We start from the raw sequence: 17,048 nt of genomic DNA on the forward strand, positions 1-17,048 counted from the left end.
GTCTCTGCTTCCTGATCGGTCAGGCCCTCGATCGGGATTGCCGTCCCGGCCGGGGGCCGTATCTGTTTGCGGTTGTCCCGGTGAACGTAACGGCCCAAATCCCGCCCCGGCAAGCCGGTCACCCGGACGGGTGACACGGGCCGGGATGGTGGGTGGGCGGGTAGTTCTGTTCCCGGTTCTTTGGGAGCCCGGCGGCCCACCGGACCCCGGCGGACCAGGGCCCGGCGGACCCGGGCGACGGCTGCCGACCGTGGCCCGGCCGGCTCAGATGCGGTGGCGTCCGGCCTTCACCTCGGCTATGAACGCTGCCCAGGAGCGGGCCTCGAAGGCCAGTGCGGGGCCGTGCGGGACCTTGCTGTCACGGACGGGGACGAGGCCGGGGAAGCCGTCGGCCACCTCCACGCAGTCGCCCCCGGCCTGATTGCTGTAGCTGCTCTTGCGCCAGGCGGCGCCGTTCAGAACGGGACGGGATTTTCGCGCCACGGTAGTTCCCCTCCATCGCGGACCGGATCATGTCGAGAGACATGAGCGGGGGCAGGGCCGCTGCCCGAAGCCGATCGTAAATCAGCTTGTAGCGGCTGACGTTGGTCGGTTCCTCGATGAGTCGGCCATAGTCCGAGCCTTCTGTGTACGCCGCTTCCGAGCCGTCCGGAAGCGTCAGAATCGTCAGTGATCCGCCCATCGCTTCGTGTCCGCCTTGGTCGAACGGCAGTACTTGGAGGGTGGTGTGGCGTTCCGAGGCTGTATCGAGCAACCGCTCCAACTGCTCGCGCATCACGGTGGGACCACCGATCGGGCGCCTCAGTACGGCCTCGTCGAGAATCGCCCACAGTTCCGGTCGGTTCGGCGAACCGAGCCGTTCCTGTCGTCCCATTCGGGCTGTGACGCGCTCCTCCAACTGCTCCTCTCCGTCGAGCAGCGCGTCCAGACTCAGAACCGCTCGCGCGTACTCCTCGGTCTGGAACAAACCCGGCACCACGTGCGCCGCGTACTGCCTGATCGACACCGCTCGCTCGGAGTACGCCACGAACGCCCGCGACCAGTCCGGAAACGCCTCCCGGTACACATACGGCCACAGGTCGACCAGCAGGTTGTCCGCGCCGAGGACGGCGTCGAGCGCCCGCGCGAGCTCCAGCGTCGGTTTCGCCCCGGAGGCCCGTTCGATCTGCGTGATCCGGGTGCTCACCACGTGCGTTCTCCGGCCGAGTTCCGCCTGGGTCAGACCGGCGGCCGTGCGGAGTCTGCGCACCCGTGAGCCGAACAGCGCCGCCATGGACGTGCTGGGGTCAATTCCGTTGGCCAAGGCGTTACTTCCGTTCCTTACGAACCACAAGATAAGGCTGAGCCATCTTCCGAGCGTAGAGCCGGCCGACGACTCTTGAGCACGGAACGTGATGACTCGCGTACGCCGCGAGATGTCGGACGGCTCAACAGGCAAGGACGGAATCACTGTGCTGACAGGAACGACCACCCCGGGCGAAGGCTCACGCAGGGGCACCGAGGCTCCGGTGGCGGAGGCCGTGGCGCCCGACGGCGAGGCCCACGAGCGCCCGGCTCCCGCGGCGCGGTTCTCGGCGCAGTTCGCCTCGTCGCCCCGAGGCGCGCGGCTCGCCCGGCGCCTCGCCGTGCGGCGCATGGAGGAGTGGGGGTACCCGTCGGCGTCGGACGCGTCGTGCGCCGTCGCCCTCGTCGTCGGCGAACTCGCGGCGAACGCCGTGCGGCACGGCCGCGTACCGGGGCGCGACTTCCGCCTCCGGCTCCGGCTGGACGAGGCGGCGGGGCTGGTCCGGATCGAGGTCGCCGACGCGGCCGGCGCGAGGCGGCCCCCCGCCGCCCCGCCCCCGTCGTGCCCCGACGGCGAGTCGGGACGCGGACTGCTCCTGGTGGACGTCCTGGCCGTGCGCTGGGGCTGCGCGCCGCGTCAGCCGGTGGGCAAGACGGTCTGGGCGGAGGTGGCGACGGAGGCATCAACTCTGCATCGTATCGGCTGAGTTGTGATAACCGGGGTTATCGCTGAGATTCTGTCCACGGCATCCTCGCCCTCCCTACCGTCTGTTCCGTCACACCGGACCCGGACGCGGCGGGAGGCTCACCCCTCCCGCCCACCGCACCCGGACCCCTCAGCGGAACGGCCCCGGAAGGGCGGAGAACCCCATGACCGAGAACCCGCAACGGAACGGGCAGAGCGGGCGCAGCGAGCCCGGCAAGCCCTGCGAGAACCCCGAGCGGAGCGGACAGGCGCCCGGGAACGCCGGCTCCTCGACGCTCGCGCGGCTGGCCACCCGCCTCGAAGCCTCCCTTCTCGGCGAGACCACCAGAGAGATGCTCCGCGAGGCGCTGGGCGAGGCGGGGGCGGACACCGACGCCCCCGCCGGGCCGCGGCCGGAGCGCCGGGTGTTCCTCGACTCCGTCAGCGTCACCGGCTTCCGCGGCATCGGCCGGAAGGCCCGGCTGCCGCTGACAGCGGGGCCCGGCGTGACCCTCGTCGTGGGGCGCAACGGCTCGGGGAAGTCCAGCTTCGCCGAGGGCGCCGAGACGGCGTTCACCGGCAGCACCGCCCGCCTGGACAAGCAGCGCAACGAGGTGTGGCGCCGGCACTGGCGCAACCTGCACGACGGGGCCGACCCGAAGGTCGAGGTCCGGCTCAGCATGGCGGGCGACCCCCGGCCGTCCACGCTGACGTGCACCTGGCCGGGCGACGATGTCACCGCCCCGGATGTCGAGTTCAAGCGGCCGGGCCACGGCCGGGGGCCCTTCGCCGCCGCCGGGTGGGAGCGGCCGCTGACCGACTACCGGCCGTTCCTGTCGTACTCCGACCTCGACCGGATCATCAACGGCAAGCCCAGTGAGCTGTACGACTCGATCGCCACCATCCTCGGGCTCGGGGAACTGACGTCCGCGGACGGACGGCTCCAGAGCATCGAGAAGGAGCTCAACTCCGCCATCAGGAACGCCGACGCGGAGGTGCCCGACCTCGTCGGGGCGCTGTCCGCGCTGGACGATCCGCGGGCGCAGTCGGCCCTCGCGGCCCTCACCGGCGCCGCCGCACCCGACTTCGACGCGCTGGACGCGCTCGTGACCGGTCTGCCCGACGTGGACGACGGGCATCTGCGGGAGCTGCGCGCCACCGCCGCGCTGACCGGCCCCGACCTCGGCACGGTCGGCCCGGCCGTCGACCGGCTGCGCGAAGCCGTGGCCGTGCTCGACGACGTCCGCGCCTCCGGAGCCGAGGACGCCCACCAGCGCGCCGAACTGCTGGCGCGGGCCCTGGAGCACAGTCGCCGGCACCCCGGCGAGGACGGCTGCCCGGTGTGCGGGTCGGACCGGCCGCTGGACGAGGACTGGGCCGAGCGGGCCGCCGACCAGATCGAGGCGCTGCGGCGGGAGGCCGACGCCGCGCAGCAGGCACGCCGCGACCTGCGGAACGCCGTCGACGCCGTGCGGTACCTCGTCACTCCGGTGCCCGCGTGGCTGCCGGCCCCGCTGGCCGATCCGTGGCGGGAGTGGGCGGCCTGCCGCGCCGTCGAGGACGCCGAGCGGCTCGCCGCCCGTGCCGAGACCACCGCGCTCGTGCTCGCCGACGCCTGCGCCGTCCTGCGGGAGGAGGCGGCCCGGGAGCTGGAGAAGCTCGACGAGGAGTGGCGCCGCTGCGTCGCCCGGCTCGCGGGCTGGCTCGACCGGGCGCGGGCCGCGCACGCCGGCAAGCCCCGGCTCCGTCAGGTCAAGGCGGCCCGCAAGTGGCTCAAGGAGGCGTGCGCCGAGCTGCGCGAGGAGCGGCTGCGGCCCTTCGAGGACCACTCGCAGCGGATCTGGGAGGAACTGCGCCAGCAGAGCAACGTCGACCTGCGCTCCGTACGCCTGACCGGCAGCGAGAAGGCCGCGGTGCGCAAGCTCGTGATGGACGTGTCCGTGGACGGCACGGAGGCGGCCGCCCTCGGCGTCATGAGCCAGGGCGAACTGCACTCCCTCGCGCTCTCGCTCTTCCTGCCGCGTGCCGCCGCACCGGACAGCCCCTTCGGCTTCGTCGTCATCGACGACCCCGTGCAGTCCATGGACCCGGCGAAGGTCCACGGTCTCGCGAAGGTCCTGCACGACCTCGGGGAGACCCGGCAGGTCGTGGTCTTCACCCACGACACGCGGCTCCAGCGGGCGTTCACCAACCAGGAGCTCGCCGTGACCGTGCTGGAGGTGGAGCGCGAGGACCGGTCGGTGGTGACGGTGCGCCGGGTGACCGACCCCGTCGGCCAGGCGCTGGACGACGCGCGGGCTCTCATCCGTACGCGGGACCTGCCGCCGACCGCCCTGACCCACGTCCTGCCCGGTATCTGCCGCACCGTGCTGGAACGTGCCTTCACCGAGGCCGCCGGGCTGCGGCTGCACCGCGCGGGGCTCGCCGAACACGAGGCGGAGAAGGCCGTCGCGGCGGCCGTCACGCTGATGGACATCGCCGCCCTGGGGCTCTTCGGCGACGCGTCCAGGACCGGTGACGTCTACCGGGAACTGATCAGGCGCTGCGGCCGGGACGCCGTGGACCTCCTCCGGCAGTGCCAGGCCGGAGCGCACCCCAGGGGCACGCCCATGCCGGACCCCCGCCGCTTCGTGAACGACATCGAGGCCATCGCCCAGACCGTGCGCAAGCCCGAGGAGCCGACGCCGTGAACCCGACGATCAGCGAACTGCTCGACACGGCCGACCGGCTCCTCAAGGGCACCGGGGCGGTGTCGGCCGTGGCCGTGGCCAGTGCGGCCGGCGCTGCCGTGGCCGGCTCCGCCGCCTCCTCGGTCGTGCCCGCCCCGCCGGCCTCGTCCTCGTCCGCCGTATCCGGCCCGACAGGCCCGGTTGGCCCGGCCGTCCTTCCGGACGCCACCGCGGCGAGCCGCTGCCGGGGCGCGGCCTTCGCCCTGCGGGCCGCGCTGGAGACCGCCGTCGCCGAGTGCCTCGCCGCACACGCGGCGCCCCGCGCCATCCGCGACGGCTCCCTGCGCTCCGGGTTCCTCTGGCTTCGGGGCTGCGCCGAAGCCGGGACCGTCCGCCGGGCGAGGTCCGTGTGGACCCTGCTCTGCCTGGGCTGCCACTACCACCAGTACGAGATCGGGCCCACGGCGGACCAGATACGCGCATGGCATACCGAAGTCGTCGCGACTGTGCGGCTGTTGACCGATTGAGCACGATCCGACCGGCCGTTTCTGCTACTTCTGAAACCGGGGAAGCGAGCACTGACCCCGCGGCGGCGCGTGGAGCGCTGTAGGGGAGGGGACACACGTGAGCATGAGCACGACACCAAGGGACGAGGTCATCGCCACCGAGCAGAAGGCCGTCGACCGCGCCTACGACTGCTACGAGACGCAGCTCGCGGAGATGGCTTCGCAGTCGGCGGCGGCGGCCTCCGCGAGCGGCAAGGACAGCATCGCCGTCCGTAAGGGAGTGGAGTCCAGGGCGCTGGCGTACGGCGGCCTTGGCGGAGAGTCGCTGGTCATCAGCCGGGTTGATGTCCAGGACGACGGCGACACCGCACCGGAGACGTTCTACGTCGGGCGGCGGCATGTGTTCGACCCCAAGACCCGCGATCAGGTGGTGGTCTCCTGGACCAACGACCTCGCCGTGCGCTGGCACAACGCCCTGCCGGAGGCGCCCGGTGAAGTGCTGCTGCGCCGTCAGTTGCGCTGCACCGAGCGTACGGTCGAGGACTTCCTGGACGAGATCACCCCGCCCGGAGGCCTGCTCACCGGCTCACCGGCACCCGGGCGGGAGGCAGCCGCTCCACCGGCCGCAGGCGACGAGGGGAAGCCGCATCGCGTCCCCGCGCCACGGGCACCGCGGGAGGCCGCCCGCAAGGCGAAGAAGAAGCCCGGGCGGAAACCGCAACAGAAGCCGCAGCAGGTCGACGAGTTCCTTCTGCGGGAGCTGCGCCGCTCCCGCAGCGGCCGGATGAGGGACATCGTCGAGACGATCCGGCGGGACCAGATGGCCCTGGTCACCGGCTCACCCGCGGACATCCTCATCATCCAGGGCGGACCCGGCACGGGAAAGTCAGCGGTCGGCCTGCACCGCGTGACCTGGCTCGTCAGCAACAAGCACTTCCGCGCGCAGGACATCCTGGTCGTGGGACCGCACCAGAACTTCCTGGAGTATGTCGGGCGGGTCCTGCCCACCCTCGGCACCCGCAACGTCACCGCCGTGCAACGGGACCGCCTCTGGGAAGGGGAGATCCGGGGCACGGACACCACCGCCGCGCGACTGGTGAAGTCCGGCGAACGGATGGCCGCCGTGCTGAAACGGCGGGTGGAGAACGAGTGCCGGCCCGAAGCCCTCGGTGCCCTCATCTCGGCCCCCTCCCACGACCGGGACGAAGCAGCCTTCGTAGTCGCCGTGGGCAGCACCTCCCTGCGTCTGCCGCGCTCGGAAGTGCTCGCTCTCCTCCGCGAGGCCCGCGAGGGCGCCGGAGCTTACCGGGCGCGCAGGGACCGGTTCCGCGCCCTGCTGGTGGACCGGCTGTTGCGGGAACTCGTCCGGATCGCTCCGCGCCGTGCCAAGGACGCGACCGTACGCCGCGATCTGGAGCGCAACCGTCAGGTCACGACGCTTGTCGAACGCATCTGGCCCGCGCTCAGCCCCGAGGAAGCGCTGCGTAGTCTGCTCAACTCGCCGACGCGTCTGGGCGAGTGCGCCTCGGGGATCCTCGACGAGGACGAACAGGCGGCCTTGCGGCGGCCGAAGGCCGAGAGCGCCGCCGAGGAGCCCTGGACCCTCGACGACCTGGTGTGCGTCGAAGAACTGCGCTTCCTCATCGCGGGCGACACCCCGCAGCGGTACCGGCACATCGTCGTCGACGAGGCCCAGGACCTCACCCCGATGCAGGCGAGGTCCCTGCGCAGGCGCTGCCCGACCGGCTCGATGACCGTACTCGGCGACTTGGCGCAGGCCACCGGACCGCACTCCTACACCGCCTGGGAGCCGTTGGGCGGACTCCTGTCAGGTCAGGGGGACTGGCATGTGGCGGAGCTGAACACCAGCTACCGCGTGCCGGCTGAGATCATGGACTTCGTGGCGCCGCTGGCCCGGGCCGTCGCGCCCGCCCTGCCCTACCCGAAGGCTGTGCGACGGGCCGGCGATGACGCCGTCCGGCTCGTCCCGACGACACCCTGGGCGCTGCTGGACGAGGCGGCAGTCCGCACGGCAGGGCTCGTCGGCACGGATGACGGACAGTCCCTGCGGTCGATCGCCGTCATCGTGCCCGACGACTCCGACTGGCTGGAGGAGGTTCGCCGTCGCGTCGACCGCGTGGACGGCATGACCGAGGAGAAGGCGCGGACTGTGTCCGTGCTCCCCGCCGCCGAGGCGAAGGGGATGGAGTTCGACCACGTGATCGTGCTGGAACCGGCGACCATCGCCGACCGCGGCCCCGCAGGACTGCGCCAGCTGTACATCGCTCTGACCCGGAGCACCCACACACTGACCGTCCTCCACACCACACCGCTGCCGGACGAGCTCGGTGCGGACGACGACACCGAGGGCAACGACGCCTCCCCCATCCCCCCGCCCCCGGTGCCTGCCGCGTCACCTGCGGCGGCGCGGCCGGACGTCGGCGCATCGACCGCCGATGACCTGCCGGTCGGCACCTCCGTCGCGGTGCGGGTGCTCGGCCCGGGGCCCGGGCCTCACTGGAAGGTCCAAGCTCTCACCCCGGCAACGGAGCGAACCCTGCTCCTCGTCCCCCGCCACGGCGAACCCACCCCGACCCCGGGCTCCCGACTGGAGGGATGGGTGACCCGGAACGAAGGGCAGCTGAGCCTGATCTCCACCGGCGACTTCGGTCGCAGGGCCATCTCCGCCCGGATGGCGCCCCGCTACGAGGCCGCACTCGGCGTCCTGCACGACATCGCCCAGGGCGACGGCACAGCCCCGCTCGAAGCGGCGGCACACCTCGCCGAACTGAAGGGCATGGCGAACCGCTGCCTGCGGCGCGACCGGGGTGACTGGCTGAGCGTGTGGCGCCTGCTGGGCTCCGTCGATCGCGACCGTCTGAGCGATCTCGCGGAACTCGCCCGGCGCACGCGGCAAGCGGTCACGTCCGGAGTCCCCGGCCTGCGAGCCACCCTGGTGAACGACCCGGCGTTCGGCCACTGGGCCGGCGCTCTCGCCCTGGCCCGGCACGAACTGCGACGCCGATCCGGCAGCGAAGCGGAAGCCGAGCGCGGCACGCCGCCGCGTGCGAGCACAGCTCCACAGACGGAACTCCGGAATACACATGAACAGAAGGACCGCATGCCCATGGAAACGGCCGCTCCGCACGACACTGGGACCTCCCCGTCATCCCGCGCACGGGCGGCGTGGAGTGAGGCACTCGCCCGAGAACTGGCCGCAGCGGCGCAAACCGACAGGGACTGCAACACCCACGAGGCCGTGCGCTTCGAGATGCGGGCAGCGCTCCTGCGAGTGGGGCTGCGCCCTTCGGACTCCCCCGTGACTGATGTGATGCTGGACGGCCGGAACGGTCTCTCCCGCTATGAGGTGCTCGGTGCCGGCCGTTCCGGCTACGCGGACCTGCGCGCCGGAGCGATCCGCCTCATGGAACTCGATCACACCGAACCCGGCCCCGCAGACCACCGGTACCTCGTTCTGTCCGAGCCCCCCAAGGAGGACTGGGCACCCGAGGCGGTACGTGAAGTCTTCGGCGTGCACGTCATATGGAGGACCGCGGACGGGTGGGACGGCCGGGACACGCACACGGCCCTGCACATGACCGATTGACACAGGGGCCCCGGTCGGAAAATCCCTCACGGAGAAAGGGGCAGCACTCACGACCTGCACCGACGTTCCGCCTGCCGGGGGCTCTCATGCGCAGTCACCTGGGGAAGGGACTGCCGCCAACGCCGTGCGGCACGGCCGCGTACCGGGGCGCGACTTCCGCCTCCGGCTCCGCCTGGACGAAGCGGCGGGCCTGGTCCGGATCGAGGTCGCCGACGCCTCCGGCGTCGCGAAGCTGCCGTCCGCAGCCCCGCACCGGCCGTGCCCGGAGGGCGAGTCCGGCCGCGGCCTGCTCCTGGTGGACGTCCTGGCCGTGCGCTGGGGCTGCGAGCCCCGTCACCCGGTGGGCAAGACGGTCTGGGCGGAGGTGTCGACGGACGCCGTGACCGGCGTCCACGCGGTGCCCGCGACGTGCCCCCCGCCCACCGCTGCCGCTCGTACGCGCTCTCCGGGACGGACTTCCGTGTAAGCGGTGAGCGCCTTCCACAGCCCGTCCGCGCGGTCCGTCGTGTCACGGCCGCCGCGGTGGACGCGGCGCGGCCGGGCGGCCGGCCGGCGAGGTACTCGGCCCGCAGCCCGGCGCGCGGGGTCGGCCGGACGAGGAGGCACCGCACCATCCAGACCATCCAGCCGCTGCCCGGCCTCCTCCCCCGCCGCGATCACGGTGATCGCGCTCTACGCCGTCCCCGGCCCGATGGGGGTCCGGAGCCTGCGCACTTCTCCGGCCACCGCCCGACCGGCGACGTACGGGCGGGCGGTGGTTCTCACCTGGCCCAGGTGACCGGGCTGTCCCTGTACGCGTCGCCCTCCGCGAACGCGGCGGCGGCGACGGGCGCGGTCTTCGTGGCGCTGAGCGAGCAACTCTCGTACGACGCGCCCTTGGTGGTGAACTCGCGGGGCGCCGTCTCGCTGTCGCACTTGCCCGGGAGGCCGCCGATCAGGATGACGCCCGTGCCGCCCCCGCCTTCCAGCTGGCCCTTCAGCTTCAGCGACGCGTACGACAGGTCGGTACCGCCGACGTTCTCCACCTTCATCTTGATGAAGTACGGCGTCATTCCCTTCGCCTTGTCACCGAAGGCGGCCATGTCGGACTCCGTGCCCTTCTCGATCGCGGTGACGGTCACCGCGATGGTGCCCTTCTTGTCGCTCGTGTACTCGAACGGCAGGACAGCTTTGTCGCCGACCTTGAGCTCCGTGCCCGGCGCGGTGACGTCCCCCTCGGCCGGTGCGGCACCGTCGTCGCCGCTGTCGGCAGCCGGGCTCTCGCTGCTCGGCTCGGTCGCGGCCGAGGGCGAGGCCGGGACCGACTCCGCCGGCGAGTCCTGCGCCGCCGGCTTCTCCGCGCCGCTCTCACAGGCGGTGAGGAGTAGCCCGGCGGTGACCAGAGCTGCCGCGAACCCGATACGTCCCTTGTGTGCCACTGCTTCTCCATGGGAGTAATCGTCCGAGATGATCGCTCGGACGTCTTTTTGCATGTTCCGGCAAGATGACCGGAACCGTTCGGCGAGGTCGCCCGACGGAGATCCGCCGCCGAGGCGCACGGTGGCACACCCCGGAATACGGCCGGTACACGCCGGGAATACGTGCGGAGGCAGGTGCGCGCGGCACGGCTCGGCGGCTCAGCGGATCTTGGCCCGCACCGCGGACGCCTCCATGGCCAGGCCCTTCGCGGTGGTGACGTCCCCCGCCGCGGCCCGCAACCGGGCGAGCCCTTCCAGCGCACCCGCAAGCAGGTACGGGTAGCCGATGGTGCGGGCCACCTCCACCGCGCGTTCCCCCTGACCGATCACGGCAGGCAGCTCGTGACGGTCGTGCAGGCGCATGTCGAGCAGATCGACGAGAACACGGGCCTCGAACAGGGGATCATCGAGCGTACGCGCGATCTCGGCGCCTTCGAGAAGACGGCGGCGCGCATCGGCGTCCTCCCCGCGTGCCAGATGGAGACAGCCCCGGGCATGGGCCAGGTAGAACGCGCCGGACGGCCCGATGTCCGCGGCACACGCGGCCAGCTCGGTGAACGACTCCGCCGCCTCCGCGTGCCGGCCCAGTGCGAGCTGAGCATGGCCGAGCCAGTAGGTGTCCCGCGCGATCAGGGTCCGGATCCCCTCCTTCCGTGCCCCGGCGACGATGTCCGTGAGGACCTCCGCCGCGGCCGCCGGTCTCCCCGCCTGGAGGTGCGCGAGACCGACCTGCGAGTACGCGTGCAGTGCTGCCGCGACCTGTCCGCCGGCGAGGAGCCGTTCGTAGGCCTCTCCGCCCGCTGCGATGGCCTCGCTCAGACGTCCGGCGGGCACGAGGAAGAACGGTGCGTTGCTCAGCGCCTCCAGGTAGCCCCGTGAATCCCCGATCTGCCGGAACAGGCGCATGGCCTCGGTGTTGGCCTCCTCGGCCGGGCCGTACCGGCGCCTGGTGTAGCGGAGTCCGGCCATGGAGATCAGCAGTCTGGCCCGGCCCCGCACGTTGCCCGCGGACTTGGCCACGCTCATCGCCGTCTCGTAGCACTCCTGCCAGTCGTCGAAGTACCGCTCCGTCTCGAACAGCACGTGCGCGCCCAGGGCCAGCTCCCAGCAGAGCTCGTCCTGCCCCAGCTCCGCGGCCTGCCGCACACCCGCCACCAACGGCGCGCGCTCCTGATCCAGCAGGGCCATCGGCGGTCTGTGAGGTGGCAGGCTCGCCTCCACCCGCTCAGGCCGCCACCGAGAGGCATCCCGTTGGAACATGCTCTGTCCCATGTGATCGCGGTCGGCGATGTCAGTGAGGGCCAGCAGGGCGCTGAGAGCGCGGATGACGGCCGCGTTCCGGGCCGTCTCCGACTCCTCCGCCTCCGCGCGTTCCCTCGCATACACGCGGATCAGGTCGTGGAAGCCGTAACGCGCCTGACCGTCCGGTGTGCCGCTGACGTCGAGCAGATGGACATCGACCAACTCGTCGAGGAGTTCCCGGGCCTCGGGCAGTTCGCTGTCGAGGGTGGCGGCCGCTGCCCAGAGCGGGAAATCGGGTGCTTCCAGCAGCCCGAGGAGCCGGAACAGCCGCCTCGCCTCCGGTCGGAGTCCGTCGTAACTCAGCCCGATACTGACCCGTACCTCAAGATCGCGGTAGCGGAGCGCGTCCAGGCGGTGCCGTTCGTCCGACAGTTGCGACACCAGGTCCGCGAGACGCCAATGCGGCCGTGACACCAGGAGCGACCCCGCGATCCGCAGCGCCAGCGGCAGCCGCGCGCACAGCCGGGCCAGGCCGGACAGCTCCGCCCCGGTGGCCGAGGCCAATCGGCCGTCCGTGCTGTTGCGCAGCATGGCCGTGCTGTCGGCCTCGGACATCTCGCGGAGCTCCACCCGGTGCGCGCCACCGAGCCCGCCCAGCCGCACACGGCTGGTGGCGATCACACCGCATGTACCGCCGGCCGGCATCAGCGGAGCCAGCTGCCTCTCGTCGGACGCGTCGTCGAGCACCACCAGGATCCGGCGGTCCGTGAGCATGCTCCGGTAGAGATCCACGCGTGCCTCCGGATCGTCCGGCACCGCGTTGGCCGGCACACCCAGCGCACGCAGGAAACGGCCGAGCACGGTGACCGGGCTGACCGGCTGGGTGCGCGCACCGGCCAGCGCCGCGAACAGCTGCCCGTCGGGGTAGGCGCCCCTGAGGCGATGCGCGGCCTGCACCGCGAGCGCGGTCTTGCCGATCCCGCCGGGGCCCGAGACCGTCACCACGGCGGCCGGCTCGTCGGCCGCGCGATCCTCGCGGAGCACTGCCACGATCCCCGCCATCTCCGCCTGCTGGCCGCTGAAGTCGGCGAGTGCCGGAGGCAGCATCCGGGCGCGGTCGGCGGTCCGGGGCTCCGGCACCGCGATCGCGCTCACGGGATCCGGCGGGCAGTCCGGCGTGGGCTTCTCACTGAGGATGGTCCGGTGCAGGTCGCGCAGCTCTTGTCCCGGTTCCAGACCGGTCTCCTCGATCAGGATGGCACGGACCCGCAGGTAGACCTGCAGGGCCTCCGCCCGCCGGCCGCAGCGGTGGAGCGCGAGCATGAGCTGGGCCCACATGCGCTCACGGAACGGGTGTTCCATCGTCAGCGCGGTCAGTTCGCCGAGGAGCTCACTGTGCAGGCCGAGCCGAAGGCCGATGTCGATCCGGTCTTCGACGGCGCCGAGCCGCAGCTCTTCGAGGCGAGAGGCCTCCGAGGCCAGAGCCGGGACATCGGCGATCCCCGCGAACGCCGGTCCCCGCCAGAGGTCCAGGGCCTCGCCGAAGAGCCGGCGCGACCGAACGGGATCACCGGCCGCCGCCGCCCGGGCCCTGCCCGCCATGTCCTCGAAGCGAGCCGAGTCCAGTTCGCCGGGTTCGACACGCAGGAGATAACCCCGGCCCTGTCTGACGACCCGTCCCGGATCCCCCAGCTGCCGCCGGAGCCGGTGGGCATAGGTCTGCATGTTCTTGGTGGCGCTCCTCGGCGGTTCATCGCCCCAGAGCGCCTCTGTCAGCGAATCCTCGGAAACCGGCCGGCCGGGCCTGTGCAGCAGCACCGCCAGCAGCAAACGCACCTTTGGCGTGCCGAGTTCCAACGGTACGCCGGCCTGCCGCACGGTCAGCGGGCCCAATATTCCGAAGTCCACAGCCGCCCCCGTCTGTCGGCAGCGACTATATCGGTGGCCGCCTGTCATGGGCCCGGCAGATCCCGCCGAGCGGCAGCCCCGGCTGTTCCGCGGAATCGGGCGATACTCGCGCCGGTGTCCGCCGGGTGCGGCGAACGTGCTCGCTCCGGCGTACCGCACAGAGCCGGGGTGCCCGGCCGTTCGAGAGGAGACCGTCCGGGGCCGATGCCTGCCCTACGAGGATTCCCCTCGACCGGTGTTCGCCGCAGTGCCGGGCCTGGCGCTAACGGGCAGGAGCCGGGGGCGTTTCGCGGTGCGGCCGTGGCCGGAGGACTGGCCGCGCAGACGGCGCAGGAGCCAGGGGCCGAGGTGTGCGGCCGCCCAGCGCAGTTCGGCTTCCGCGGCTTGCCGGGCCGTGGGAACCCTCTGCGGCGGGAGGGGGAGCGTCCAGGCGTCGTCGCTTCCGGGCAGGCGGATGGCTTGGGCCAGGGCCGCGGCGATCCGTTCGTGGCCGAGCGGGCTTGCGTGGAGCCGGTCCGCCGTCCACAGCCGTGGGTCGGTGGTGACGGCGTGCAGGCCGGTTTCCGCGACCACGACCCCATGGCGGGCGGCCGCGTCGCGGATGCGGGTGTTGAGGTCGAACACGCGGGACCTGACGGGTCGGGCCAGGGGCGCGATCTTGCCGATGTCGGGGAAGGTCAGGGTCACCACGTGGGTCCCGGCCCCGGTGAGCGCGGCGAACATCTCCTCCAGGTGCCCGGCCACCTCCGCGGCGTCGAACCGGGGCCGGAGCAGGTCGTTGACCCCCGCGACGACGGTGGCGAGGTCGGGGCGCAGGCCCAGGGCAGGCCCCAGTTGTCCGGCGCGGACCTGGTCGGCGGTACGTCCTCGTACGGCCAGATTGGCGTACTGGAGCCCGGGGTTGACGGCCGCGAGGCGCTCCGCGAACCGGTCGGCGAAGCCGCGCAGGCCGGCGGTTTCGTCCCCGTCGCCCATTCCTTCGGTCTGGCTGTCGCCCAGGGCGACGTAGCGCGTGTACTCACCGCTCGGCATGAGCTGTCCGCCTCTCCCGCAGGACGGTCGCGATCCGCAGGCACCAGTCCCGGTGTTCCCGCTCGAAGGCGAGGCCGCGCAGACAGGTCAGATACGGCCCGATCCGCTCGCCCTCGCGGAGGAACTCCTCCTCGTCCGCATCGCCGCGCAGTCGCCGCAGCAGCTTGCCGAGGACCTCGATCTTGCCCTCGGCCGCGGACGCCCGCTCCTCAAGCTGTTCGATCACCGCAGCCGTCCCGATGCGGTCGGCGGCCTGGACCTTGACGAGCAGATCGTCGCGGATGAACGAGGGCTTCGACGCGGCCGCGGCGAACTTCTCCAGCTCGGCGCGACCGGCGTCGGTGACGTGGAACAGGCGTTTGTTGGGCCGGGTTTCCTGGACCACCTGCCGGCCCGCGACCAGCCCTTCCTTCTCCAGCTTGGTCAGCTCGGCGTACAGCTGCTGGGGCAGGGCGTGCCAGAAGTTCGCGACGCCGACGTCGAACGCCTTCGCCAGTTGGTATCCGCTGTACTCGCCGTCCAGCAGCGCCGCCAGCACGGCATGTCGCAAGGCCATCGGAGCGGCCCCCTCTCCTCGCCTCGTTCGCCCCTGCATTCTTACTCAAGAAAATGAGTATTCAAATCCTTGGCTATCAGGAAGGTCGTGGAGACGCGAACGCTGCCGCGCCGCTGTGGGCACCAACCACCGCAACCGTGCGCCGCGCGGGATCAGGGCTCGATCAGGCCCACGCGGATCGCGTAGCGGGTGAGTTCCAGGCGGTCCTTCAGGCCCAGTTTCTGCAGCAGGTTGGCGCGGTGCCGTTCGACGGTCTTGACGCTGATGAACAGGAGGTCGGCGATCTCCTGGGAGGTGTGGCCCTCGGCGACGAGCTTGAGGATCTCCTCCTCGCGTTCGGTGATGGCCCTGGCCGGCGGGGACTGCCCTTCGCGGACGCTTTCGAGGTAGTTGCGGATGAGGGCGTTGACGGCGCCGGGATAGAGGAAGGGTTCGCCGCGCATGGTGGCGCGGCAGGCCTCGACGAGGTCGCGGTCGGCGACGGACTTGAGGACGTAGCCGGAGGCGCCGACCGCGAGGGCCTCGAAGAAGTACTGCTCGTTGTCGTACATCGTCAGGATGAGAATGCGCAGTTCCGGCTGGATGCGGGACAGTTCGCGCGCGGCCTGCAGGCCGGTCATGCGGGGCATGGCGATGTCGAGGACGGCCAGGTCCGGGTGGTGGGTTCGGGCGGCCTCGATGGCCTCGGCGCCGTCGCCCGCCTCGGCCACCACGGTGAGGTCCGGCTCGCTGTCGAGGATGAGGCGGACTCCGCGGCGGACCAGTCGGTGGTCGTCGGCCAGCAGGATGCGGGTGGGTGGCGCCTCGGGCATGGTCACTGACTCCGATGGTGGGTTGCGGCGGCCGGGGAGTGGGTGGCGGCGGCCGGCGGGTCGAGGGGGACGGTCAGGCGTACTTCCGTACCGCGAGCGGGCACGGAGCCGCCGGTGTCGCCGTCGCCGCTGTCGCGCGCGGGGCCGAGGGCGAGGTCCGCGCCGATGAGCAGGGCGCGTTCGCGCATGCCCTGGATCCCCGCTCCCTCCGGGGAGCCGCCGAGGCCGCGGCCGTCGTCGCGCACGCGCAGTTCGACGGCGTCCGGGGTGCGTTCCAGGGTGAGGGTGACGTGGCCGGCGCCGGCGTGGCGGGCGGTGTTGGTCAGGCTCTCCTGCGCGACGCGGTAGAGGACGAGTTCGGCGTTCTCGCTCAGCGGCGGCAGATCCGGGGCGATGCGGTGCCGGACGGAGAGGGAGGGGCCGCTGAACTCGCCCGCGAGGGACTTCAGAGCGCTGGTCAACCCGAGTTCCTCCAGTACGCCGGGGCGCAGGCGGCGGGCGATGCGCCGGATCTCGTCCAGACCGGCGCGGGTGGTCTCCTGCACCTGGTGCAACTGCTCGCGCACCGGCTCGGGCGCCCGGTCGGCGACGTGCTTGAGGTCGAGCAGGACGGCGGTGAGGGTCTGGCCGACCTCGTCGTGGAGCTCCTGGGCGATGCGGTGGCGTTCGGACTCCTGCGCGGTCAGGACGCGGGCGGTGCTGGTGGCGCGTTCGGCCTCCAGCCGGTCGAGCATGGTGTTGAACGTGGTGATCAGCTCGGCGACCTCGCCGTGACCGCCGGCGGCCGGGCGCGTGCCGGGGCGCAGCAGGTCGGCGGTGGTCATGGCGCGGGCCAGGCGCTGCAGCGGGGCCAGACCGATGCGCAGCAGGAGAGCGTTGGCGATCAGCATCGCGGCCAGGCCGACGGCGAGGATCACGGCCTCGGTGACGAGGACGGGGGTCGACACGGTGACCGGGCCCAGCAGCAGCGCGGTGGCGGTGACGAAGACCACGGCGTTGAGCAGGAAGATCCGCCAGAACAAGGGCACCGCGTACCGCCTCCTCGACCTCGGCCTCGTTCCCACTATCGCCTCCCCGGCGGTGGACGGTGGAGCGACCGGCCGCCGACCGGCCGGCCGCTGGGCTGCCGCCGATGTGCGGTGCTCGTCCGCCTCGTACGGTCGTACGCTCGTCGTTCCAGCGTGGGCGCTGAGCTGGGTGGGCGTCCATCGGGGCCGGCACCCATTCCATGGCCGTCCCCCAGGGTGTCTCTACAGGTCGGGCCCGCCCGGATTTGGGTGGTGGACCCGA

12 protein-coding genes and 1 pseudogene are annotated in these 17,048 nt (G+C 72.1%); 5 read left to right on the forward strand and 8 right to left on the reverse strand.

Annotation, left to right across the window (positions count from 1 at the left end):
- Positions 1-264 precede the first annotated feature (264 nt).
- Positions 265-402: a DUF397 domain-containing protein gene (locus IF83_RS34675; protein ID WP_347877099.1), complete on the reverse strand. Its 138-nt coding sequence runs from the start codon at positions 400-402 to the stop codon at positions 265-267.
- Entirely contained in the window at positions 359-1,273 is a 915-nt protein-coding gene (locus tag IF83_RS0110460; protein WP_030543816.1) for a helix-turn-helix domain-containing protein, read from the reverse strand. Before IF83_RS0110460 ends, IF83_RS34675 begins: the two co-directional genes overlap by 44 nt.
- Before the next feature lie 178 nt (positions 1,274-1,451).
- Here IF83_RS0110460 and IF83_RS0110465 point away from each other — a divergent pair, with 178 nt between their 5' ends.
- The 5 genes and pseudogenes from IF83_RS0110465 to IF83_RS0110485 all read left to right on the forward strand — a co-directional run.
- Positions 1,452-1,991, forward strand: a complete 540-nt coding sequence (locus IF83_RS0110465) for an ATP-binding protein (RefSeq protein ID WP_030543817.1) — start codon at positions 1,452-1,454, stop codon at positions 1,989-1,991.
- 163 nt (positions 1,992-2,154) lie between these two features.
- Positions 2,155-4,659 carry an AAA family ATPase gene (locus IF83_RS0110470; protein ID WP_078843339.1) on the forward strand — a complete coding sequence of 835 codons (2,505 nt, stop codon included), beginning with the start codon at positions 2,155-2,157 and terminating at the stop codon, positions 4,657-4,659.
- A complete protein-coding gene (locus IF83_RS34270) occupies positions 4,656-5,165 on the forward strand; it encodes a hypothetical protein (RefSeq protein WP_208605861.1) in 510 nt (169 codons plus the stop codon). The genes IF83_RS0110470 and IF83_RS34270 overlap by 4 nt, the downstream gene beginning before the upstream one ends.
- 103 nt (positions 5,166-5,268) lie before the next feature.
- Positions 5,269-8,751 carry an ATP-binding domain-containing protein gene (locus IF83_RS0110480; protein ID WP_030543820.1) on the forward strand — a complete coding sequence of 1,161 codons (3,483 nt, stop codon included), beginning with the start codon at positions 5,269-5,271 and terminating at the stop codon, positions 8,749-8,751.
- Between the two features lie 112 nt (positions 8,752-8,863).
- A pseudogene (locus IF83_RS0110485) lies at positions 8,864-9,217 on the forward strand (ATP-binding protein); the annotation flags it as partial.
- A gap of 295 nt (positions 9,218-9,512) precedes the next feature.
- Here the strand turns inward: IF83_RS0110485 and IF83_RS0110490 are convergent.
- From IF83_RS0110490 to IF83_RS0110515, 6 genes are all read right to left on the reverse strand, one after another.
- The gene (locus IF83_RS0110490; protein ID WP_030543822.1) at positions 9,513-10,169 is read right to left on the reverse strand and encodes a hypothetical protein; all 657 of its coding nucleotides are present in this window, start codon (positions 10,167-10,169) and stop codon (positions 9,513-9,515) included.
- Between the two features lie 198 nt (positions 10,170-10,367).
- Complete coding sequence (locus IF83_RS0110495; protein ID WP_158711026.1) at positions 10,368-13,358, reverse strand: AfsR/SARP family transcriptional regulator; 2,991 nt, start codon at positions 13,356-13,358, stop codon at positions 10,368-10,370.
- 213 nt (positions 13,359-13,571) lie between these two features.
- Positions 13,572-14,390 carry an SGNH/GDSL hydrolase family protein gene (locus IF83_RS0110500; protein ID WP_030543824.1) on the reverse strand — a complete coding sequence of 273 codons (819 nt, stop codon included), beginning with the start codon at positions 14,388-14,390 and terminating at the stop codon, positions 13,572-13,574.
- Complete coding sequence (locus IF83_RS0110505) at positions 14,377-14,946, reverse strand: PadR family transcriptional regulator (RefSeq protein WP_030543825.1); 570 nt, start codon at positions 14,944-14,946, stop codon at positions 14,377-14,379. The genes IF83_RS0110500 and IF83_RS0110505 overlap by 14 nt, the downstream gene beginning before the upstream one ends.
- Positions 14,947-15,098: 152 nt before the next feature.
- Complete coding sequence (locus IF83_RS0110510) at positions 15,099-15,758, reverse strand: response regulator (RefSeq protein ID WP_030543826.1); 660 nt, start codon at positions 15,756-15,758, stop codon at positions 15,099-15,101.
- 2 nt (positions 15,759-15,760) lie between these two features.
- On the reverse strand, positions 15,761-16,786 hold the full coding sequence (locus IF83_RS0110515; RefSeq protein ID WP_051722633.1) for a HAMP domain-containing sensor histidine kinase: 1,026 nt from the start codon (positions 16,784-16,786) through the stop codon (positions 15,761-15,763).
- Positions 16,787-17,048 lie beyond the last annotated feature (262 nt).

The sequence above is a fragment of the Streptomyces albus subsp. albus genome (assembly GCF_000719865.1).
In the GTDB taxonomy this organism is placed as follows: Bacteria; Actinomycetota; Actinomycetes; order Streptomycetales; family Streptomycetaceae; genus Streptomyces; species Streptomyces albus_E.

What these genes read in the sequence shown, in the direction of transcription:
- IF83_RS0110470 (WP_078843339.1), top strand. Translation starts at nt 2,155, where the DNA reads ATGACCGAGAACCCGCAACGGAACGGGCAGAGCGGGCGCAGCGAGCCC.
- IF83_RS0110500 (WP_030543824.1), bottom strand. Translation starts at nt 14,390, where the DNA reads ATGCCGAGCGGTGAGTACACGCGCTACGTCGCCCTGGGCGACAGCCAG.
- IF83_RS0110480 (WP_030543820.1), top strand. Translation starts at nt 5,269, where the DNA reads ATGAGCACGACACCAAGGGACGAGGTCATCGCCACCGAGCAGAAGGCC.
- IF83_RS0110460 (WP_030543816.1), bottom strand. Translation starts at nt 1,273, where the DNA reads ATGGCGGCGCTGTTCGGCTCACGGGTGCGCAGACTCCGCACGGCCGCC.
- IF83_RS0110505 (WP_030543825.1), bottom strand. Translation starts at nt 14,946, where the DNA reads ATGGCCTTGCGACATGCCGTGCTGGCGGCGCTGCTGGACGGCGAGTAC.
- IF83_RS0110510 (WP_030543826.1), bottom strand. Translation starts at nt 15,758, where the DNA reads ATGCCCGAGGCGCCACCCACCCGCATCCTGCTGGCCGACGACCACCGA.